General features: G+C 71.5%; 21 protein-coding genes. 14 read left to right on the top strand and 7 right to left on the bottom strand.

The window, feature by feature from the left end:
• Nucleotides 1–85: 85 nt before the first annotated feature.
• The gene (locus ABZ945_RS30965) at nt 86–607 is read right to left on the bottom strand and encodes a helix-turn-helix transcriptional regulator (protein WP_361276367.1); all 522 of its coding nucleotides are present in this window, start codon (nt 605–607) and stop codon (nt 86–88) included.
• A gap of 61 nt (nt 608–668) precedes the next feature.
• On the opposite strand from ABZ945_RS30965, the gene hypA reads away from it, so the two are divergent.
• The 7 genes from hypA (at nt 669) to ABZ945_RS30930 (ending at nt 7,369) form a co-directional block, all read left to right on the top strand.
• Nucleotides 669–1,097, top strand: coding sequence for a hydrogenase maturation nickel metallochaperone HypA (gene hypA, locus ABZ945_RS30960; RefSeq protein WP_361276364.1), 429 nt, complete (start codon nt 669–671; stop codon nt 1,095–1,097).
• On the top strand, nt 1,081–1,884 hold the full coding sequence (gene hypB / locus ABZ945_RS30955) for a hydrogenase nickel incorporation protein HypB (RefSeq protein ID WP_361276361.1): 804 nt from the start codon (nt 1,081–1,083) through the stop codon (nt 1,882–1,884). Before hypA ends, hypB begins: the two co-directional genes overlap by 17 nt.
• An 86-nt stretch (nt 1,885–1,970) precedes the next feature.
• Nucleotides 1,971–4,301, top strand: coding sequence for a carbamoyltransferase HypF (gene hypF / locus ABZ945_RS30950; protein WP_361276358.1), 2,331 nt, complete (start codon nt 1,971–1,973; stop codon nt 4,299–4,301).
• Between the two features lie 16 nt (nt 4,302–4,317).
• The gene (locus tag ABZ945_RS30945) at nt 4,318–4,689 is read left to right on the top strand and encodes a HypC/HybG/HupF family hydrogenase formation chaperone (RefSeq protein WP_361276355.1); all 372 of its coding nucleotides are present in this window, start codon (nt 4,318–4,320) and stop codon (nt 4,687–4,689) included.
• Nucleotides 4,686–5,837, top strand: coding sequence for a hydrogenase formation protein HypD (gene hypD / locus ABZ945_RS30940; protein ID WP_361276352.1), 1,152 nt, complete (start codon nt 4,686–4,688; stop codon nt 5,835–5,837). The genes ABZ945_RS30945 and hypD overlap by 4 nt, the downstream gene beginning before the upstream one ends.
• Nucleotides 5,834–6,961: a hydrogenase expression/formation protein HypE gene (gene hypE / locus ABZ945_RS30935; protein WP_361276349.1), complete on the top strand. Its 1,128-nt coding sequence runs from the start codon at nt 5,834–5,836 to the stop codon at nt 6,959–6,961. Before hypD ends, hypE begins: the two co-directional genes overlap by 4 nt.
• Nucleotides 6,962–6,988: 27 nt before the next feature.
• Nucleotides 6,989–7,369, top strand: a complete 381-nt coding sequence (locus ABZ945_RS30930; RefSeq protein WP_361276346.1) for a hypothetical protein — start codon at nt 6,989–6,991, stop codon at nt 7,367–7,369.
• 102 nt (nt 7,370–7,471) lie between these two features.
• Here ABZ945_RS30930 and ABZ945_RS30925 read toward each other — a convergent pair whose 3' ends face one another.
• Nucleotides 7,472–7,915, bottom strand: coding sequence for an NUDIX hydrolase (locus tag ABZ945_RS30925; protein WP_361276343.1), 444 nt, complete (start codon nt 7,913–7,915; stop codon nt 7,472–7,474).
• 175 nt (nt 7,916–8,090) lie between these two features.
• Nucleotides 8,091–8,375 carry a DUF397 domain-containing protein gene (locus ABZ945_RS30920; protein WP_361276340.1) on the bottom strand — a complete coding sequence of 95 codons (285 nt, stop codon included), beginning with the start codon at nt 8,373–8,375 and terminating at the stop codon, nt 8,091–8,093.
• 109 nt (nt 8,376–8,484) lie between these two features.
• Here ABZ945_RS30920 and ABZ945_RS30915 point away from each other — a divergent pair, with 109 nt between their 5' ends.
• Nucleotides 8,485–8,862: a hypothetical protein gene (locus ABZ945_RS30915; protein ID WP_361276337.1), complete on the top strand. Its 378-nt coding sequence runs from the start codon at nt 8,485–8,487 to the stop codon at nt 8,860–8,862.
• A gap of 55 nt (nt 8,863–8,917) precedes the next feature.
• On the opposite strand, the gene ABZ945_RS30910 is transcribed toward ABZ945_RS30915, so the two are convergent.
• A complete protein-coding gene (locus ABZ945_RS30910; RefSeq protein WP_361276334.1) occupies nt 8,918–9,202 on the bottom strand; it encodes a DUF397 domain-containing protein in 285 nt (94 codons plus the stop codon).
• Nucleotides 9,184–10,023, bottom strand: coding sequence for a helix-turn-helix transcriptional regulator (locus tag ABZ945_RS30905; protein ID WP_361276331.1), 840 nt, complete (start codon nt 10,021–10,023; stop codon nt 9,184–9,186). The genes ABZ945_RS30910 and ABZ945_RS30905 overlap by 19 nt, the downstream gene beginning before the upstream one ends.
• A 252-nt stretch (nt 10,024–10,275) precedes the next feature.
• Here ABZ945_RS30905 and ABZ945_RS30900 point away from each other — a divergent pair, with 252 nt between their 5' ends.
• The 4 genes from ABZ945_RS30900 to ABZ945_RS30885 all read left to right on the top strand — a co-directional run bounded on the left by ABZ945_RS30900 (nt 10,276) and on the right by ABZ945_RS30885 (nt 15,181).
• On the top strand, nt 10,276–10,524 hold the full coding sequence (locus ABZ945_RS30900; protein ID WP_361276329.1) for a hypothetical protein: 249 nt from the start codon (nt 10,276–10,278) through the stop codon (nt 10,522–10,524).
• Complete coding sequence (locus tag ABZ945_RS30895; protein WP_361276327.1) at nt 10,521–10,847, top strand: hypothetical protein; 327 nt, start codon at nt 10,521–10,523, stop codon at nt 10,845–10,847. The genes ABZ945_RS30900 and ABZ945_RS30895 overlap by 4 nt, the downstream gene beginning before the upstream one ends.
• Nucleotides 10,848–10,957: 110 nt before the next feature.
• A complete protein-coding gene (locus ABZ945_RS30890; protein ID WP_361276324.1) occupies nt 10,958–11,686 on the top strand; it encodes a trypsin-like serine protease in 729 nt (242 codons plus the stop codon).
• Nucleotides 11,687–11,887: 201 nt separating this feature from the next.
• Nucleotides 11,888–15,181, top strand: a complete 3,294-nt coding sequence (locus ABZ945_RS30885) for a type ISP restriction/modification enzyme (protein WP_361276323.1) — start codon at nt 11,888–11,890, stop codon at nt 15,179–15,181.
• 87 nt (nt 15,182–15,268) lie between these two features.
• Here ABZ945_RS30885 and ABZ945_RS30880 read toward each other — a convergent pair whose 3' ends face one another.
• Together ABZ945_RS30880 and ABZ945_RS30875 are read right to left on the bottom strand one after the other, a co-directional pair.
• On the bottom strand, nt 15,269–15,670 hold the full coding sequence (locus ABZ945_RS30880; RefSeq protein ID WP_361276321.1) for a hypothetical protein: 402 nt from the start codon (nt 15,668–15,670) through the stop codon (nt 15,269–15,271).
• A gap of 162 nt (nt 15,671–15,832) precedes the next feature.
• Nucleotides 15,833–17,377, bottom strand: a complete 1,545-nt coding sequence (locus ABZ945_RS30875) for an alpha/beta hydrolase (protein WP_361276319.1) — start codon at nt 17,375–17,377, stop codon at nt 15,833–15,835.
• A 221-nt stretch (nt 17,378–17,598) separates the two neighbouring features.
• Between ABZ945_RS30875 and argG the strand changes: the two genes are divergently transcribed.
• A complete protein-coding gene (gene argG / locus ABZ945_RS30870; protein ID WP_361276317.1) occupies nt 17,599–19,020 on the top strand; it encodes an argininosuccinate synthase in 1,422 nt (473 codons plus the stop codon).
• Nucleotides 19,021–19,197: 177 nt separating this feature from the next.
• Nucleotides 19,198–19,923, top strand: coding sequence for a dienelactone hydrolase family protein (locus ABZ945_RS30865; protein WP_361276314.1), 726 nt, complete (start codon nt 19,198–19,200; stop codon nt 19,921–19,923).
• Nucleotides 19,924–20,255 lie beyond the last annotated feature (332 nt).

The following is a 20,255-nucleotide window of genomic DNA, read 5'->3' as shown; positions in this document are numbered from 1 at the left end:
TCTACGCGGGCGCCCGGGCCTGGCCGGACGTACGGCGCTATCTGCGCATCCGCAGCATGTGAGGGAGGTGGCGGTGAGGACGGTACTAGAGGCGGCGGCCGGGCGGGCGGGCCGTCCGCACGGCGGGCGGGTCCAGCCGCTCGTAACGCTCCAGGAAGACATGGAGCGTCGTATGCAGCTCGCCCAGCCGACCGGACCACTCGGCCAGCTCCCCGGCGCCCTCCGGGGTCAGCCGGTACTCGCGGCGGGCCGGACCGGGACCGGTGGCCCGCCAGCGGGAGGCGATGGAGCCGCAGCCCTCCATGGAACGCAGCAGCCGGTAGACATGCGCCGACTCGGCCTGCGGCCAGCCGAACTCCCGCAGCCGCTGGACCAGCTCGTAGCCGTGCCCCGGACGCTCGGCGAGGAGCAGCAGCACCACTGGGGCCAGCAGAGCGCGTCGTTCGGTCTCATGACCGGCGTGGTGGCCGGTGTGGTGAGGGGTGTGGTGGCTGGTGTGGTTGACCATGGCCGGAACTCTCCGCCGTCGGTGCCCGCCGTACGCGGTGGAGACGGCGTACGGGGCGGGGATCGGGTACGGGACGGGGTTGGCGTATGTGATCCACACGGTAGTCCCGCTCCGCGGGCCCGGCCAGTCGGCGCCGGGCGGCCCCCGGGGAGGTGGCGCCGTGCATGAGCTGTCCATCGCGGTGGCCGCGATCTCCCAGATCGAGGAGGCCGCCGAGCGGCACGGGGCGGACCGGGTCGCGGTGGTGCGGCTGCGGATCGGAGAGCTGTCCGGGGTGGTGCCGGAGGCCCTGCGGTTCTCCTTCGGGATCGCCGCCGAGGGCACTCGGCTGGCCGGGGCGCGGCTGGAGATCGAGACTGTGAAGGGAAGGGCGCGCTGCCCGGTCTGCGGCCGGGAGGCGCCCACCGGAGTGCCGCCCGCGCTGTGGTGCGCACCGTGCGGCGCGGCCAGGGACGTGTTGTCCGGCCGTGAGCTGGAGATCGCCCGCGTGGAGCTGGACGACACAGCCGTACGGGACGACACGTCCGTACCCGATCGAGCCCGCCCGGCGGACCAGACCCGGAAGGCGAATCATGTGCCGCACCGTTGACCTGCACCAGGCGGTCCTGGCGAAGAACGACGAACGGGCGCTCGCCCTGCGCGCCGAGCTGGCGGCGCGCGGCACCACGGCCGTGAACCTGCTCTCCTCCCCCGGCAGCGGCAAGACCGCGCTGCTGGAACGGCTGCTGGAGCGGTGCGCCGCCGAGGGGCTGCCGACCGCCGCGGTCACCGCCGATCTGGCCACCGAGAACGACGCCGAGCGGCTCGCCCGCTCCGGCGCCCCGGTGCGGCAGATCCTCACCGACGGGCTCTGCCACCTGGAGGCCGGGATGCTGCGGCGCCATCTCACCGAGGGCGGCTGGCTGCCGGAGGACACCGCGGTGCTGTGGGTGGAGAACGTCGGCAACCTGGTCTGCCCGGCCTCCTACGACCTGGGCGAGACGCTGCGGGTGGTGCTGGCCTCGGTCACCGAGGGCGAGGACAAGCCGCTGAAGTACCCGACCGCCTTCGGGCTGGCGAACGCCGTGGTGATCACCAAGACCGATATCGCGGAGGCGGTGGAGTTCGACCGGGAGGGGTTCCTGAGCAACCTCCGCCAGGTGAACCCGGAGGTCCCGGTGCTGGAGACCTCGGCGCGGACCGGGCAGGGGACGGCCGAGCTGCTGGAGTTCGTACGCCGCACCCGCGACGGCCGGAGTCCGGTGCACCGTCCGGCGCTGGCCGCCGAGCACGAGCCGCTGCTGCACCACCGCCACGAGGACGACGACCACTCTCATGGGGAAGGCCATCGTCACGATGAAGGTCATCCGCATCCGCACGAAATCCCGGCGGTATGACCGGCGGTGCGGCGGTCCCGCGTGGCGACCCCCCGGTTCGTGGAACCGGAGCCGGGCCCGGGGTCGAGCCGCGCCGCCAGGTCCGGGTGACGGAGGCCGAGCCGAGCCGCCGGGTCCGGGTCCGGGTGACCGGGGTCGTCCAGGGCGTGGGCTTCCGCCCGTTCGTCTACACGCTCGCCGACCGGCTGGGGCTGACCGGCTGGGTGGTCAACGACGTCCGGGGTGTGGAGGCCGAGGTGGAGGGGCCCGCCGAGGCGGTGGACCGCTTCCGGGCCGCCCTCGCCGAGGAACCCCCGCCGCTGGCGGTGGTGGAACGCGTCGAACACCGGCAGCTCCCCCTCCTGGGCGGCACCGGCTTCACCATCCGGCCCTCGCCCGGCGGCGGCCCGGGCCGCACCCTGGTCTCCCCCGACACCGCCGTCTGCGCGGACTGCCTGCGCGAGGTCGCCGACCCGGCCGACCGCCGCCACCGGCACCCCTTCGCCACCTGCACCCACTGCGGGCCCCGCTTCACCATCGTCACCGGGCTGCCCTACGACCGGCCGAACACCACCATGGCGGGCTTCCCGATGTGCCCGGAGTGCGCCCGGGAGTACGCGGACCCGGCCGACCGGCGCTTCCATGCCCAGCCCATCGCCTGCCCCGCCTGCGGCCCCCGGCTCACCCTGCGCCACCCCGGCGGACCGGACGACGGTACGCGTGACGGGGCTGCCCTGGCCGGGGCCCGGCGGCTGCTGGCCGAGGGCGCGGTGGTCGCGGTGAAGGGGATCGGCGGCTACCACCTGGCCTGTGACGCGGGCGACCCGGCGGCGGTGCGTACCCTGCGCAAGCGGAAGAACCGGGGCGGCAAACCGTTCGCGGTGCTGGCCGCCTCGCTGGCGGTGGCCGAGCGGCTGGCGTCCGTCGGCCCCGAGGAACGGGAGCTGCTGACCAGCCCGCGCGCCCCGGTGGTGCTGCTGCGGCGGAATCGCCGTGAGGAGGACGGGTTGGTGGCGGACGCGGTGGCCCCCGGCAGCCCGGACCTCGGCGTCCTCCTCCCGTACACCCCTCTGCACCGGCTGCTGATGGGGCTGCCGGGTGACCCGCCCGGCCCGCCCGTGCTGGTCCTGACCAGCGCCAATCTGTCCGGCGAGCCGATCGTGACGGACGACGCCGAGGCGTCGGACCGGCTCGCCGGGCTCGCCGACGCGTTCCTGGTCCATGATCGGCCGATCCATGTCCCCTGCGACGACTCGGTGGTGCGGATCTGCGCGGGCGCCGAGCTGCCGGTACGGCGCTCCCGCGGCTACGCCCCGTTCCCGGTGGCGCTACCGCTGCCGGTGGTGCCGGTCCTCGCGGTGGGCGGCGATCTGAAGAACACCTTCTGTGTGGCTCAGGGGCGGTACGCCTGGCTGTCGGCCCATGTCGGCGACATGGACGACCTGGCCACCCTGACCGCCTTCGAACGTGCCACCGCCCAGCTACGGGAGCTGACCTCCGTACGGCCGTCGGCGCTGGTGGCGGACCGGCACCCCGGCTACCGCTCCACCCGCTGGGCCGAGCGCACCGCCGCCGCCGAGGACCTGCGCCTGCACCGGGTCCAGCACCACCACGCCCATGTGGCGTCCACCATGGCCGAACACGGCCTGGACGGCACCGAACCGGTCATCGGGGTCGCCTTCGACGGCACCGGCTACGGGGACGACGGGGCGGTGTGGGGCGGGGAGTTCCTGCTCGCCGACTACGACGGCTACCGCCGCCTGGCCCACCTCCGCTACACCCCGCTGCCCGGCGGCGACGCGGCGGTGCGCAACCCGTACCGGATGGCCCTCTCCCACCTCCGTACCGCCGGTCTCTACTGGTCCCCCGAACTGCCCTGCACCATCCCCGCATCCCCCAGCGAACTGCGCCTGCTGGAGCAGCAGTTGGCGCGCGGCCTGAACTGCGTTCCCACCTCCAGCATGGGCCGCCTCTTCGACGCGGTGTCCTCCCTGGCCGGGGTCTGCCACCGGGTCGAGTACGAGGCGCAGGCGGCCATGGAGCTGGAGAACGCGGCACTGGAGGCCTCCCGGAACTCCGGCCCCGGCTACGCCTTCGCCCTCCACGACTGCGCTCCCCTGGTCGCCGACCCGGCCCCGGTGCTGGCCGCGATCATCGCCGACCTCCGAGCGGCCCGTCCCGCGTCCCTGATCGCCGCCCGCTTCCACACGGCGGTGGTGGAGCTCGTACGGGAGGTGTGCGCCGCCGCCCGGTCCCGTACGGGGGTGGGCACGGTGGCCCTGACCGGCGGCGTCTTCTGCAACACCGTGCTGACCGAGGGCTGCGCCCGGCAGCTGGCGGCGGACGGGTTCACCGTGCTGCGCCACCGCCGGGTGCCGCCCAACGACGGTGGCCTGGCGCTCGGCCAGGTGATGATCGCCGCCCGCCAGGGCGCCTGACAACGACGGAGGAGCCATGTGTCTCGCAGTGCCCGGCAGGGTCCTGGACATCGAGGAACGCGACGGCACCCGGATGGCGCGGGTGGACTTCGGCGGTGTGGTCAAGGACGTCTGCCTGGAGTACGTCCCCGACATGGTGGTGGGGGACTACGCGATCGTGCACGTCGGCTTCGCGCTCCAGCGGCTGGACGAGGAGTCGGCGCGGCAGACCCTGGACCTGTTCGAGAACCTCGGGGTGCTGGAGGAGGAGTTCGGCGACGCCTGGGGCCGCGCGGCCCGCGAGGCAGGCGCCCAGCGCCCCGCCGGAACGGAGGCCGGCGGTCGTGGGCCCGGATTCCCTCCGGCTGTCGGGCATCCGGCCGCCCCCGGAAAGGAGGCAGAACGATGAAGTATCTCGACGAGTTCAGCGACCCGGTGCTCGCGGAGCGGCTGTTCGACGACATCCGGGCGCACACCACCCGGCCGTGGGCCATGATGGAGGTCTGCGGCGGCCAGACGCACTCGATCATCCGGCACGGAATCGACCAACTCCTCCCTGATGGAGTTGAGTTGATCCACGGCCCTGGCTGCCCGGTCTGTGTGACCCCGCTGGAGGTCATCGACAAGGCGCTGGAGATCGCCTCCCGCCCGGAGGTGATCTTCTGCTCCTTCGGCGACATGCTGCGGGTGCCCGGCAGCGGGCGGGACCTGTTCCGGGTGAAGAGCAACGGCGCCGATGTACGGGTGGTCTACTCACCGCTCGACGCGCTGAAGATCGCCCGGGAGAACCCGGACCGCGAGGTGGTGTTCTTCGGCATCGGCTTCGAGACCACCGCCCCGCCCAACGCGATGACCGTCTACCAGGCGAAGAAGCTCGGGATACGGAACTTCAGCCTGCTGGTGTCGCATGTCCGGGTGCCCCCGGCGATCGACGCCATCATGACCTCCCCCGACTGCCGGGTGCAGGCTTTTCTGGCGGCCGGCCATGTCTGCACGGTGATGGGCACCCGGGAGTACCCGGAGCTGGCCGAGCGGCACAAGGTGCCGATCGTGGTCACCGGCTTCGAACCGCTGGACATCCTGGAGGGCATCCGCCGCACCGTCCTGCAACTGGAGTGCGGGGAGCACCGGGTGGAGAACGCCTATCCACGCGCCGTCCAGGCCGACGGCAGCCCGGCCGCCCAGGCGATGCTGGCGGATGTCTTCGAGGTGACCGATCGGGCCTGGCGCGGTATCGGCATGATCCCGGCCAGCGGCTGGCGGCTCTCCCCCAAGTACCGGGAGTACGACGCCGAGCACCGCTTCTCGGTGACCGGCATCGACACCCAGGAGTCCACCGTCTGCCGCAGCGGCGAGGTGCTCCAGGGCCTGATCAAGCCGCATGAGTGCGCCGCCTTCGGCAAGACCTGCACCCCGCGCAACCCGCTGGGCGCCACCATGGTCTCCAGCGAGGGCGCCTGCGCCGCGTACTACCTGTACCGGCGCCTTGAGTTGCCGCAGGCGGCGGACACCTCCACCGGTACCGCCTCCACGACCCGGGAGGTGACCCGGCGTTGACGGACACCACCAACCCCACCCGCCTCAACGGCACCCCGGCTCCGGTCGAGTCCACCCCTCCCCCCTCCTCTCCCCCACCGGACTTCTCCGGCTGGACCTGCCCGGCCCCCCTCCGCGACCACGATAAGATCGTGATGGGCCATGGGGGCGGCGGCTCGCTCTCCGCCGAGCTGGTCGAGCACCTCTTCGCGCCCGCCTTCCGCAACGAGGTGCTGGACGGCCTCGGCGACTCGGCGGTCTTCGCCCTCGGCGGGGCGAAGCTCGCCTTCTCCACCGACTCCTATGTCGTCCGTCCCCTCTTCTTCCCCGGCGGCAGCATCGGCGACCTGGCGGTCAACGGCACCGTCAACGACCTGGCGATGTCCGGCGCCGTCCCGGCCTACCTCTCCTGCGGGTTCATCCTGGAGGAGGGCGTGGCGCTGGAGCTGGTCGGCCGGGTGGCCGAGGCGATGGGCGCGGCGGCCCGGGCGGCGGACGTGGTCGTGGCCACCGGGGACACCAAGGTGGTGGACTCGGGCCACGGCGACGGGATCTTCGTCAACACGGCCGGAGTCGGCCTGATACCCGACGGCGTGGACATCGGCCCGCGCCGGGCGCGCCCCGGGGACACGGTGATCGTCAGTGGCCCGATCGGGGTGCACGGTGTGGCGATCATGTCCAAGCGCGAAGGCCTGGAATTCGGCGTCGAGATCGAGAGCGACACCGCGCCCCTCTCCGGCCTGGTCGCCACCATGCTCGCGGCCTGCCCCGACCTGCACGCCCTACGCGACCCGACCCGTGGCGGCCTCGCCACCTCCCTCGGCGAGATCGCCGCCGCCTCGGGCGTCGGCGTCCAACTCGCCGAGCACACCCTCCCCGTCCCCGAGACGGTCGCCAACGCCTGCGCCTTCCTCGGCCTGGACCCCCTCTACGTCGCCAACGAGGGCAAGCTCGTCGCCTTCGTCCCCCCGGAGCACGCGGACGCCGTGCTCACGGCCATGCGGGCACACCCGTACGGCCGGGAGGCGGTGGCGATCGGGACCTGCGTCGAGGAGCACCCGGGCATGGTCGTCTCGGCGACCCGGCTGGGCGGCACGCGAGTGGTGGACATGCCCCTCGGCGAACAACTCCCCCGCATCTGCTGAAGCTTCTAGTGAAGATCGGAAAGCACCATGGCTTCCAAGGACAAAGGCCACCAGGGCCCCAGCCGCCACGGCGGTGAGCGGCAGCACGGCTGGTCGCCGGACGTGGACGACCAGAAGCAGCAGGACAACCCGAGTGCGCACCGCTCCTTCCACACCGAGGAGTACGCGGGCGACAAGGGCGCGCCCTCCCCCTCCGAGCAGGAGAAGAAGGACTCCCTCCAGGGCACCGAGCAGAAGAGCGGCACCCAGCCCGGTGAGCAGCAGGCCAGCAGCGGCGACGACAAGGACACCGGCCTCCACCGCACCGGCCGCCGAGGCCGCTCCCAGCGCCCCAGCGGCAGCAAGGACGACACCGCCTACACGGGCGTCGACCCCAAGGGCCCGCCGGAGGGGGACGGGGCGAGGTGATCGGACCGCCGGAGAGAGGTCGGCCCCGCGACCGGCGATGGTCGCGGGGCCGCCGTCTGCGAGGCGTCAGGCCGTGAGCCGGGCCCGCTCGGTGTCTTGCTGTCAGGCGTCTGCGAGCCAGTCGGCGGAGGTGCTGTCCGCGAGCATGAGGGCCAGCGGGCCGGCCGGTAGGAGGAAGCGTCCTGCGCGCACCCCGTCCAGGGCGTCCTGCATGGGCCACCACATGAGCTTGAAGTCCTGCTCCGTCTGTGTGAGTTCCTGGGATCCGAGCGTGAGGTCCTGTGCTTCGAAGAGGTGGACGCGAGCCGTCGAACTCAGAGTCACGGCGAACGCTCCGAGTCGCCGCCAGCGCCTTGCCGTGACGCCGGCTTCCTCGCGGAGTTCCCGGCGGGCGCAGTCGAGAGGGGTCTCCTGCGGCTCAAAGCGCCCGCCGGGCAGAAAGACGTACTCACCTCCGTGATCGGGGAATGCCGCGCTGAGCAGGGCGACCAGGCCCCGGGAGTCACGGGCCACGACCACGGAGGCGTCAGGCACGGTGCTGTTCATACCCGCCGAGCGTAGTGGTCAGCCGTGTTCCCACAGGACGAACGGGACGTTGAACACCGCGGGGTGGGCGATGCCTCGGCTCCCGCCGCCCAGGAAGACCCCCGCGGCGAGTACGCCCTTGCCGTACGGCGGCCCCGCGACCGGTGATGGTCGCGGGGCCGTTGTCTGCGTGGTGTCAGGCCGTGAGCTGCCCGCCCTTGACCGCCGTCACGAAGGACGACCAACCGCCCTCGGGGAACACCAGCACGGGTCCGCTCGGCGTCTTGCTGTCGCGGACGGGGACGATGCCCGCGTAGTCGTCGGAGACCTCCACGCACGCGCCGCCGTCCGAGTTGCTGTGGCTGGACTTCCGCCAGGTCGCGGACGTGAAGTCGTCGGACACCTCGATGCACTGGCCACCGTCAGGGTTGCTGTAGCTGCTCTTGCGCCACGTCGCGGCGCTCAGATCGCTAGGTCGCACGGCACTTCCTCCATCAGGCGCAGGATGAACTTCCGCGTAGGCCACAGTAGGTCTGGCGGCCAGATGCCGGAAGATGACGGCCGGCCGTACCTGAGGGAGGGGAACGGGGATGTGGTCGTGGGCCAAGAGGGTGCCGCTCGGTGTCGGCGCCGCCATGCTTTGCCTGGGGTTACTCACCGCCTGCGGCGGAGACGCCGAACAGAAGGCGGACCTGGCCGATCTGCTCGACGACCACCCATACGGCGAGGCGGACGCTCGCGCCCGCATCAAGACCTGCGGTGGGCAGGGGTGGGACGTCACCTGGAGCCGCTCCTCCGAGTTCCCGAACATCTGGAGCGTCCGGCTGAAGGGGACCTCGGGCGCGGACGACCGCGCGGTCTCGGTGGAGGAGACGGTGGGCTGGGAGAAGGGGCGCTGGGTGCTGGCTCCCGTGGAGGGCGTCGTACCCCAGCCATCCAACGCGGCGGAGACGACCAGGCCGCGCTGACGGACGTAACGGCCCCACGACCGGTGATGGTCGCGGGGCCGTTGTCTGCGTGGTGTCAGGCCGTGAGCTGCCCGCCCTTGACCGCCGTCACGAAGGACGACCAGCCGCCCTCGGGGAACACCAACACGGGGCCATCCAGCGACTTGCTGTCGCGGACGGGGACGATGCCTGTGTAATCGTCGGAGACCTCAACGCACTGGCCGCCGTCCGAGTTGCTGTACGAACTCTTTCGCCAAGAGGCGGTAGCGAAGTCGTACGTGACCTCCACGCAAGCGCCCCCGTCCGGGTTGCTGTAGCTGCTCTTGCACCAGGTTGCGACACTCAGGTCGATGGCTCGCACGGCACTTCCTCCAACATTCGCAGGACGAACTTCCGCGACTCGACGGGCGAAAGCGCCAGGTCGCGCAACGAATCATAGACACGTTGCAAACGCTCAACGTCCGCGCTTTCCGTGACCAGCTCGCCCCTGTGTGCGTTTTCCGTGTAGGCCACGGTACGCCCGTCAGTGAGACGGAGGAACATCACGTCGGTGCTGTCCAGTCCGTAGGGCCCGGCGCTGAATGGCAGAATCTGGATGGCCACGTCCGGCCGCTCCGACATGTCGAGCAAGTGCTGCAACTGTCCACGCCACTCGTTCATGTTCCGTAGGCGAGTCCGCAGCACCGACTCGGACAGGATCGTGCGGAAGGGAGGAGCGTTCTCGCCCTCCAGTAGGTCACGGCGGCTGTCTCGCGCCTCCACCTGCTGGTTAAGCTGCTTCCCCTTCAGCCCACCGGCTGCCAGCACTTCGCGCGCGTACCCCGGCGTCTGCAGCAACCCCGGCAGCACACTCACCGCGAAGTGCCAGAGGCTCACCGCCTCCGCTTCCAGCGTCATGTACCGCTGGTACTGCTCCTTGAACTGGGTCTTGTCAGCCGCCGCCAGTTCCCACAGCGCCAGCAGCAGCGGGCAGTCGTAGTACAGCCCCAGCGCCTCCACCACCTCCGGGCTGCCGATGGTCTGGCCCTTCTCCATCTTGCCGAACAACGACCAGTCCCAGCCGAGCCGTTCGCCGAGCTGGCGCAGGCTCACCTTCTTCTCGGCACGGAGTAACCGCAGCTCCTCGGCGAAGCGCTGACGGGGCTCCTGGCTCCGGCCGGTGATGACACGTCGCTGCGGCATGGGCTCGCTCCTCCGAGACGGTCGCTGGGCGGGGAAACGTACCGGTCGGAACCGTGTGGAAGGTGTGGAACCAACCTCGTACGGCAGGGAAGCCACCCCCCGTCCACGGTGTGGGACCCGGCCGCCGGGAGCATGCTCGTAACGCCCGGACTACGGAGCGTAGACAGTCTCGTGGGGCCGGGTCAGCCAGACGACCGAAGCTCGTAAGGAGATACGCCCATGATGCCTTCGTCCGGAGGAACACCCGAACGCGTGAGCGGTGGAAGCCCCTCCTCGGCCACCAAGATCGAGGAGGCGACGCAGGCGCGGGACGCCCTGGCCGAGGCGCTGACCCGGGCCGGCATCCAGCTTCCGGCCATGGACGTGCGCACGCCGTGGGCGGAGGACCGGGAGGACGAGCGGCGGTACGCGCTGGTCCACCTCGGGGTGTGCTCCGCGCCCGTGGCGCAGGTGCTGGCGGAGGTCATCGCCAACGGGCTGGCGAACGGGCCGGCTCGTTGACCGAGCAGGGGCTGCCCGCGCTGGGCGCGACCGTCCGGGACACCGGGCGGGACCGCGTCGGGGTCGTCACCGGCGCGGAGCGCGGCTACGTGTGGCTCCGACCCCTCGGGGGCGGCCGGCAGTGGGCGGTGGAGCCCGCCCGTGTCAAGGTGTTGAGCACGGCCGAGGTGCTGAGCGCCCAGCTCGCGGAGGTGAACGCGCGCAGCAGGCAGGAGCTGGGCGTGGCGCCCGTACCCGTACCCGATCCGGTGGCGGAACCGGAGTCGGCGGCCGGCGAGGGCCGACAGGCATGGGCGGACCGGGGGGATAACCCGATGTTATGACTGGTTGTTAGTACCCAGTTCACACGCTCTTCGTAATTCTGGTGGCGCAAAGACCCCCCACACGCGGTCCCCAACGCGTGTCTTCGCCAACCTTCGGAAACGAGGACGCCTTGCGTATCACCAAGCTCCTTACGGCCGCAGCCGCCACTGCGGTCTCGGTGCTCGCGCTGCTCGCCCCCACCGCGGCAGCCGCCCCCGCGCCCGTGCCGACCGGCCCGGGCACCACCGCCGTGCAGCCGATCATCGGCGGCGGCCAGGCTCAGAGCGGCCCGTGGGCCGCGCGTCTGTTCTCCAACGGCCGTGAGACCTGCTCGGCCACCATCATCGCCCCGACCTGGATCCTGACCGCCAAGCACTGCGTCAGCGGCGGCGGGCTGTCGTTCCGCATCGGCAGCCTGGACCAGCACAGCGGCGGCACCACGGCCAACGGCGCGCAGACCTACACCCACAGCTCCGACCTGGCCCTGGTCCGCCTGGACCGCTCCGTCTCGGCGACCTACGCCCGACTCGGCCAGCCCGGTTCGGTGAGCGTCGGGCAGAGCGTGCAGGTCTACGGCTGGGGCGCCACCTCCCAGTGCGGCTCGGAGGCCAACTGCCAGTCCCGCTACCTGAAGGTGGCGAACGTGACGGTGACCGGCGGCTGCAGTGACGCCTACGGCGGCTCGGCGATCTGCGCCCGCCGCGGCAACGGCATCACGGCCGGTGGCGACTCCGGCGGCCCGATGATGGCCAACGGCATCCAGGTGGGCGTCGCCTCCACCAGCGACCGTCAGACCACCACCGCGTACACCAACGTCACCGCGTACCGCTCCTGGATCCAGTCGGTGGCCGGCGTCTGAGCCGACCATCGCCCTGAGAAGGGCCCCTGAGGAGGGGGCGGCGCCCCGCACCGGTCAGTCCGGTGCGGGGCGCCGCCGTGTCAGGCGCACGCGGGCGGTCGGCCGTCTTGTGCACGCCCCCTTCCGCTGACCGTCGTTTTCCTCATACTTCCCACCAGGGGCGGGCCGGACATCGAGTGCCGGACCGAGGAGTGGGGGACCATGGCCGACGCACGCCTTCAGTGGCTCCGGGACGCGGTCTCCGTATTCGGTGCGGAGTGCAAGCAGACCCTCGCGGGCGGGGGCGGTGAAGAGGCGGCCATCCGGACCCCGCTGGAGCGCCTGTTCGCCGTCATCGGCCCGCACCACGCCCGCCCGGACGTCACCTGGCATCCCGAGGTCTCCATCCCGCACCTGGGTGTGCGCCCCGACTACGCCCTTCGCGTCGGTGAGCGCATCAGTGGCTACATAGAAGTCAAGCGGCCCGGCAGGAACCTCGATCCGGAGGGGTTCACCGGCCACGACCGGCGGCAGTGGCAACGGCTGCGGGACCTGCCCAACCTGCTCTACACCAATGGCACGCACTGGCGGCTCTTCCGGCACGGTGTACAGGTCGGCGCTGAGGTGGCCTTCTCCGGACGATTGAAGAGTGCCGGTGAGAAGCTCTCAGTCCCGGATCTCGACGCTTTCGACGTTTTGGCTCAGCAGGTGTTGTGCTGGAAACCCGAACCGATCCAGCGGGTGTCGGTCCTGGTCCAGCAGATCGCCCCGCTGTGCCGTCTCCTCCGCGAGGCCGTGCGGGAGCAGTTACGGGCCGAGGCCCAGGTGGACCCCGCCTCCACGGAGCGCCCGTTCACCGGGCTGCGCGGCGACTGGCGCCGGTTACTCTTTCCGACCGCCGACGACGCCACCTTCGCCGACGGCTTCGCCCAGACCCTGGTGTTCGCTCTGCTTCTCGCTCGTACGGAGGGCATCACACTGGAGGGCGCGAGCTTTCACGAGGTGGGCCGCCGCCTCAACGCGGGGCACGCCCTGATGGGTAAGACCCTGCAATTGCTCACCGACAACGTCAACGACCGCTTCGAGGTGACCCTCCACCTCCTGGCAAGAACCATCGACGCCGTCGACTGGCGGGCCATCCGGCACGGCAACCGCGATGCCTATCTGCACCTCTACGAGTCGTTCCTCTCCGTCTACGACGACAAGCTGCGCCAGCGCAGCGGCTCCTACTACACCCCGCACGAGGTGGTGGAGGAGATGGTGCGGCTGGCAGAAGACGTACTGCGCACCCGGCTGGGCAAGGAGCGCGGCTACGGTGACGAAGGTGTCCGCATCGTCGATCCGGCCATGGGCACCGGGACCTATCTGCACACGATCATCGAACGGGTCGCCCGGCAGGCCGCCGAGCGGTTCGGTGAGGCCATGGCGCCCGACTCGATCGGCCGCCTGGCGTCGCGGTTGTTCGGATTCGAGCTCCAGACGGGCCCGTTCGCCGTCGCCGAACTGCGTACCGCCGACCTCCTCAAGAAGTACGGTGCCGCGCTCCCGCCCGGTGGCGTGAACCTGTATGTCACGGACACCCTGGACGACCCGTTCGTCCAGGAGGAGCAGATCGCCTCCACCTATGCGGCGATCTCCGAGGCCCGGGCCCGGGCCAACCGGATCAAGGCGAACGTGCCCGTCACCGTGGCGATCGGCAATCCCCCGTACGACGACAAGGCCGAGAACCGGGGCGGCTGGATCGAGAAGCGCGTCAGGGGCCAGGGCCACCCGCCACTGGATGACTTCCGCCATCCGGGCAACGGACGCCACGAGCACGCGCTGAAGAACATGTACATCTACTTCTGGCGCTGGGCCGCCTGGAAGGTGTTCGACGCCCACGCGGACGAGCGGCACGGACTGGTCTGCTTCATCACGCCGTCCGCGTTCGCCACCGGCCCGGCGGGGCGCGGGATGCGCGCCTATCTGCGCCGGAACTGCGACGAGGGGTGGATCATCGACCTCTCGCCGGAAGGACAGCGCGCGGACGTCGCCACCCGGGTGTTCCCTCACGTCGCCCAGCCGCTGTGCATAGGCCTCTTCGTCCGCCGCACCGACCATGACTCCGCAAGGCCGGCCCGGATACACCATCGGGCGCTGCGCGGACGACGGGCCGAGAAGTTCGCCCAGCTCAGGAATGTCGGCATCGATGACGGAGGCTGGCGCAACACCCATACGGAGGGTGTGCGCCCCTTCACCCCAGCGACCTCGTCGGGATGGGATGACTTCCCGGCGCTGATGGATCTGTTCCCCTGGGGCAGCCCGGGGTGCAAGACCAACCGGTCCTGGGTGACCTCTCCGTCCGAGGGCGTCCTGCGGAACAGATGGGCACGGCTTGCCGGGGAGACGGACCCGGAGGAGAGGGCACGGCTGTTCAAGGAGACACGGGACCGAAGGCTTGGTTCCCGCCCGGCATCGCTGCCCGGCCATCCGCACCCAGGCCGGGTGCTCGCCCAGGACAGCGGTGCCTGTCCGCCCCTGTTGCGTGTCGCGCTACGCAGCTTCGATCGCCAGTGGATGGTCGCGGACCATCGGGTCCTCGACTTCCCCCGTCCCGAACTCTGGGAGGCGCTGCAGCCCTCGCAGATCTTCCTCAACCAGCAGCACACCCATGTGATCAGCAGTGGACCGGCTCTGGTCGCGACGGCACTCCTGCCCGATACAGACCACTTCAACGGCCGTGGCGGCAGAGTGCATCCCGCCCTCCATCCGGACGGCAGCGGCAACGTGCCGACGGGCCTGCTCAGGCATCTGACCCTGGTGCTGGGCCTGAGTGAGGTCACCGTGCACGACCTCGCCGCCTACGCTCTGGGGGTCGCCGGGCACAGCGCCTTCACCGAGCGATTCGCGGAGGATCTGCTGACCGCAGGCGTCCGGATCCCGCTCACCCGCGATCCGGAGCTGTGGCGCGCGGCAGTGGAGACGGGCGGTGAGGTGCTCTGGGCAGCGACCTACGGCGAGCGTGGGAAGGCTCCCGACGGACCGGCCGTGGCAGGGACGGATGTCGGCTTCCCACCCGGTGACCCGCGCCAGGTCCGGTACATGACACCGATTGGTACCGACGTACCCGACGAGCTGACCTATGACGAGGAGAGCCACACACTCCTTGTCGGCCCGGGGGCCTTTGGCGGAGTGCCGCCGGAGGTGTGGCACTACGAGGTCGGCGGTATGCGGATCGTCCGCAAGTGGTTCGGCTACCGCCGTGCCTCGCCGACCAGCCGGAAGAGCAGCCCACTCGACGACGTCCATGTCACAGCGTGGCCGAGCCTGTGGACGGTGGAGCTGATCGAGCTGCTGTCGGTCCTGCGCCGACTGGTCGATCTCGCCTCTGTCCAGCGCGCCCTCACGGAGAAGATCCTCGACTCACCCGTCATCACCGGCGCGGACCTGGCTGCGGCGGGCGTCCTCCCGCCGCAGCCCAAGGCCGATCGCGCACGGCGGCGGATCGATCTGGACGTCGACGGCTCCGCATCCTGACTCTGACGCCCCCGGTGAATGCTCGACCGGCATGTGGTCCTTGACTCCGTGGGCGAGTCTGAAGCGTTCGACCGTCCGGGCGCGCACTCAGCTCGCCCGGACGTACCTCTCCGCCTCCTCCAGGGACCAGATTCCCTCGGCGAGGCGCTTCAGCGCGTATCCGGCCTGACGAGTTGGTGCACCGTGCGCGATGGTGTCCGCGAAGGATGCCACCGCGCTCAGCCGCGCCGTCAGTTCGTCGCACTCGGCGTCCCGCAGCGCCGCTGCCCCCGAGGGCGTCATGGCGAGCGTTGCCTGCTCGTGGGCCTTGCTTTCGACAAGCCCAGCCCAGAGGAGCGTGGGAAGGGCCTCCTCGCGTACCGCGTCGGCGTCGAGGCCGCGTGCGGTGTAGGAGGCCGGATCGGCTTCGGGCTCCGGCAGGTCGGTGAGGTCGAGCTCGCGCAACAGACGGTGTTGGAGGGGCGAAAGCGCAAGGATGGGCACAGGCATGGCCCCAGTATGGGCCGCGCACCGGGGTAACAGCGCGCACGGCGGCCACAGTTCACCTGCGGCCGCCGTCGGACCGGAGCCGTGCCGGTGGGAGCGTGCGGTTCTCCCCCTTCCGCACCTCCGCAGACCTGGCGCCGCGGCGGTGGGGCGCTCGGGGGCTGCTCAGCCGGGGCAGGTGGTGTCGTGGTCGGGCCTGGTGCCGGTGGTCAGGAAGTCGGTGACCAGCCGGTCGCCGCAGGCGTTGCCGTTGGCCAGGTACATACCGTGGCCGCCCCGGTCGAGCGTGACGAGGCGGGTCCGGTCGCCGAGGGCCTGGCGCATGTTGAGGGCGCCGGAGTAGGGGGTGGCCGGGTCGCGGAGGGCCTGGATCATCAGGATGTTGGAGGGGCCGCGGGAGGTGATGCGGACGGGCTGGTCCGCCGGGGCGTCCCGCCAGAAGGTGCAGGGAGTGATGTTGGCCGGTGCCCCGGCGGTCAGCGGATACCGGGCCCGGTCCTCGGTGACGGCGCGGGCGTAGGAGGCGGGCGTCCCGCTCCAGCGGAGGTCATTGCATATGACGGCGATGCTCACCGCCGCCTCGGTGTCGCTGAGCGGTGCGGCCAGTGGGGCGGGGAGCACCGGGACGCCCTCCGGGCGGCGGGCGGTCTGGATCAGCTCGGCCAGTGCCGGGAACGCGGCGTCGGCGAAGAGGGCGTTCTGCACCGCCTGCCGCAGCACATTGCCGGTGAGCGGGACACCGGGGGTGGTCGAGGGCCTCGGCTCGTGGTCCAGCCGGGCGGCCAGGTCGAGGACGAGGGGCAGCACGTCCTCCGCGCGCTCGGCCAGTCGCAGCTTCTCGTGCGGCGGGGGCGGATCCGCCGCCCAGGCGGCGAAGTCGGGGAAGCGCTGGTGCGCGCCGAGGGACATGTTCTCCTTCCAGCCACGTGCGAGCCGCCGCGGGTCGGGGTCGCCGGCGCTGTCCAGCACCCAGCGGTCGGTCCGGTCGGGGTGGAGCTGCGCGTACACGGCCGCCGGGTAGACCCCGTAGGAGACGCCCCAGGCCGACAGCTTCCGCTCGCCGAGTGCCTGACGCAGCCGGTCCATGTCACGCACTTCGTTGGCGGTGCTGAGACTGCTCAGCACCGGGCCGCCGTGGCGGGCGCAGGCCTCGGCGGTCCGCCGGGCGCGGGCGACGTTCTCGCCGATGCCGCCGTCGGGGGCGGGCCAGGCCCGCAGGTTCACCAGGAAGCGGTCTTCGGCGGCCAGGCCGCAGCTCGCCTTCGTACTCTCGCCCGTCCCGCGCGGGTCGAAGGCGACCAGGTCGTAGATGCCGCCGGTGGCGGCGGCCAGTGCGGCGCCCTTGGCCGTCAGGCGGGGGATTCCGGGGCCGCCCGGGCCCCCGGGGAGCACCAGGAGCACACCGCGCCGTGCCTCGGGGCGCTCGCTGCGGACGCGGGAGACCGCGAGGTCGATCCGCGGTCCGGCGGAGTCGCGGTAGTCGAGCGGCACGGGGAGGACGGCGCATTCCTGGCCGACCGGCCCCTGCGGGGTGGCGCAGGGCCGCCAGGTGAGGGCGGGCACGGAGGAGGACGGGGGTGCGGAAGGCGGGCGGGCGGCGGTGGGTAAGGGCGTGGTGGTCGCCGCATCCGCCGCGGTGGCGGCGGTGGCGGGGACCAGGAGGGTCGCGGCGAGCGCGGCGGCGAGGAGAAGCCTGAGGCGGATCTTCATGTCCCCAGCCTTGTCGATCACGGCCGGGGATCCCATCCGGGTGGCTGGTCGATCGGGAGGGGGGCTACCCCCCGTACACTCCCGTTCGACAGTATGTTCATGCAGCACAGGAGTTTGACGGAGGGTCCGGAGGGTGGCGGCTGGGGACGCACGCAGGCCGTTTCCGAGCTGATCACAGGGCACATGTGACCGGTCCGGGGGTTTGGGCCTACGATACATACATGTCCAAGGTACTGAATAAGCTTCCAGTGGGTGAGCGGGTCGGCATCGCCTTCTCCGGCGGGCTGGACACGTCGGTCGCGGTGGCGTGGATGCGTGAGCGCGGCGCCGTCCCCTATGCGTACACGGCCGACATCGGCCAGTACGACGAGCCGGACCTCAGCGATGTGCCGGAGCGCGGGCACGCGTACGGGGCGGAGAAGGCACGGCTGGTCGACTGCCGCGAGGCGCTGGTGGAGGAGGGCTTCGCCGCGCTGGCCTGCGGCGCCTTCCACATCCGCTCGGCGGGCCAGGCGTACTTCAACACCACCCCGCTGGGCCGGGCGGTGACCGGCACCCTGCTGGTGCGGGCGATGCGCGAGGACGAGGTCTACATCTGGGGCGACGGCTCCACCTACAAGGGCAACGACATCGAGCGGTTCTACCGCTACGGGCTGCTCGCCAACCCCGCCCTGCGCATCTACAAGCCCTGGCTCGACCGGTCCTTCGTGGAAGAGCTCGGCGGGCGGCACGAGATGTCCGCCTGGCTCGCCGAGCGCGATCTGCCGTACCGGGACTCGGCGGAGAAGGCGTACTCCACCGACGCCAACATCTGGGGCGCCACCCACGAGGCGAAGCGGCTGGAGTACCTGGACACCCCGCTGGAGATCGTCAACCCGATCATGGGCGTGCGCTTCTGGGACGAGGCGGTGGAGATCGCGGCCGAGGACGTCACCGTGGAGTTCGAGCACGGGCGGCCGGTGCGGATCAACGGGCAGGCGTTCTCCTCGCCGGTGGAGCTGGTGCGGGAGGCCAACGCGATCGGCGGGCGGCACGGCCTCGGCATGTCCGACCAGATCGAGAACCGGATCATCGAGGCGAAGAGCCGCGGGGTGTACGAGGCGCCCGGCATGGCCCTGCTGCACCTGGCGTACGAGCGGCTGCTCAACGCCATCCACAACGAGGACACCGTCGCCATGTACCACGGCGAGGGGCGACGGCTCGGGCGGCTGCTCTACGAGGGCCGCTGGTTCGACCCGCAGGCGCTGATGCTCCGGGAGAGCCTGGTGCGCTGGGTCGGCCACCCGGTCACCGGCAGTGTGACGGTGCGGCTGCGCCGGGGCAACGACTACACGGTGCTGGACACCCAGGGCCCGCACCTGAGCTACCACCCGGAGAAGCTGTCCATGGAGCGCAGCCACGACCCGGCGTTCTTCCCGGACGACCGGATCGGCCAGCTGACCATGCGCAACCTGGACATCGCCGACTCGCGCAGCAAGCTGGAGCAGTACGCGGCCCAGGGCCAGCTCACCGCCTGGAGCGGCCTCATCGGGGAGCTGCCCCCGGGCGGCGCCGAGACCATCGCGGCCGGCAGCCACGGCGAGGGCGTCCCGGTGGACTCCGACGCGCTGGACGCGGCCGCGATCGAGTCCGGGACGGACTGACGGGGGCGGAGGCAGACGGTGGGTGAGGCGGAGCGCCGTCCCGGCGGGTGCGGGTGGGTGCCGGGGCGGCGCTTCGGTCTGTGTGTGTATCGGGGTGGGCGGGCATCGCCAGGGTGTGCTGTCCGCCGGTGGTGAACGCCGGTCCGGACGGGCTGGAGGGTCACTATCGTCGGGCTCATGACGATGATCACCACACGCACGGTCACCTACCCGGCCGACGGTCTCACCATGGTCGGGCACCTCGCGCTCCCGGCCGGTGCCGACCGCCGGCCGGCCGTCCTGATCGGGCCCGAGGGCGTCGGGCTCAGCGATGTGGAGCGCCGCCGTGCCGACGCCCTGGCCGAGCTGGGGTACTCGGCCTTCGCCTTCGATCTGCACGGCGGGCGCTATCTGGCCGACCCCGAGGAGATGCTGGCCCGCTGTATGCCGCTGCTCGGCGACCCGGACCGGATGCGGGGCATCGGGCAGGCCGCGCTCGACGTGCTCCGTGCCGAACCGCGGGTCGACCCCGAGCGGATCGCCGCCGTCGGCTACGGCACCGGGGGCGCGGTCGCGCTGGAGCTCGGGCGCGCCGGCGTCGACCTGCGGGCGATCGGCACGGTCAACGGGCTGGTCACGGGCCGACCGGGCGAGGCGGCCAATATCCGCTGCCCGGTGTGGGCCGGGGTCGGATCGGAGGACCCGATCATGGCTCCCGCACAGCGGGAGGCGTTCGCCGCCGAGATGCAGGCCGCGGGGGTCGACTGGCGCCTGGTGGTCTACGGCGGGGCGCTGCATGCCTTCCACCACCCACCGGTCGATCACCCCGCGGTCTCCGGTGTCGGCCACCATCCACGGCACGCGGAGCGGGCCTGGCGCGACGTCCTCGGTCTGCTGGCGGAGTGCCTGCCGGTGACGGCGTGATCATGGGGAGGGCGGTGGGGTGAGATGGCGCACGGCCATGGATCGCCGTGGGAGGGGTACGCGCCGCAGTGCGCCGCCCGGGACCGGTTCACCGATGGTTCCGGTGCGGCGTGGAAACGGCACCAGCACTACGGAGGTACCCATGTCGTCCAAGCGCCGCCGCAAGAAGAAGGCCCGCCGCAACAACTCCGCCAACCACGGCCGCCGTCCCCAGTCGTGACGGCGGTGGTCTGAGGTCGGGCATCTCCCGGCCTTCAGGTCCACGGCGGAGGTGTTGCGGCGGGCCTTCTTCTTGCGGCGGCGCTTGGACGACATGGGTACCTCCGTAGTGC

The sequence above is a fragment of the Streptomyces sp. NPDC046887 genome (genome assembly GCF_040644755.1).
GTDB lineage: Bacteria > Actinomycetota > Actinomycetes > Streptomycetales > Streptomycetaceae > Streptomyces > Streptomyces lichenis.
Note: the sequence above shows the minus strand (reverse complement) of the source record. Positions and strands in the feature narration are given on the sequence as shown.

Bases quoted from the DNA above. Each gene is read 5' to 3' on its own strand.
- hypB (WP_361276361.1), top strand. From the start codon at position 1,081: ATGTGCCGCACCGTTGACCTGCACCAGGCGGTCCTGGCGAAGAACGAC.
- ABZ945_RS30945 (WP_361276355.1), top strand. From the start codon at position 4,318: ATGTGTCTCGCAGTGCCCGGCAGGGTCCTGGACATCGAGGAACGCGAC.
- hypD (WP_361276352.1), top strand. From the start codon at position 4,686: ATGAAGTATCTCGACGAGTTCAGCGACCCGGTGCTCGCGGAGCGGCTG.
- ABZ945_RS30930 (WP_361276346.1), top strand. From the start codon at position 6,989: ATGGCTTCCAAGGACAAAGGCCACCAGGGCCCCAGCCGCCACGGCGGT.
- ABZ945_RS30925 (WP_361276343.1), bottom strand. From the start codon at position 7,915: ATGAACAGCACCGTGCCTGACGCCTCCGTGGTCGTGGCCCGTGACTCC.
- ABZ945_RS30915 (WP_361276337.1), top strand. From the start codon at position 8,485: ATGTGGTCGTGGGCCAAGAGGGTGCCGCTCGGTGTCGGCGCCGCCATG.
- ABZ945_RS30905 (WP_361276331.1), bottom strand. From the start codon at position 10,023: ATGCCGCAGCGACGTGTCATCACCGGCCGGAGCCAGGAGCCCCGTCAG.
- ABZ945_RS30885 (WP_361276323.1), top strand. From the start codon at position 11,888: ATGGCCGACGCACGCCTTCAGTGGCTCCGGGACGCGGTCTCCGTATTC.
- ABZ945_RS30880 (WP_361276321.1), bottom strand. From the start codon at position 15,670: ATGCCTGTGCCCATCCTTGCGCTTTCGCCCCTCCAACACCGTCTGTTG.
- ABZ945_RS30875 (WP_361276319.1), bottom strand. From the start codon at position 17,377: ATGAAGATCCGCCTCAGGCTTCTCCTCGCCGCCGCGCTCGCCGCGACC.
- argG (WP_361276317.1), top strand. From the start codon at position 17,599: ATGTCCAAGGTACTGAATAAGCTTCCAGTGGGTGAGCGGGTCGGCATC.
- ABZ945_RS30865 (WP_361276314.1), top strand. From the start codon at position 19,198: ATGACGATGATCACCACACGCACGGTCACCTACCCGGCCGACGGTCTC.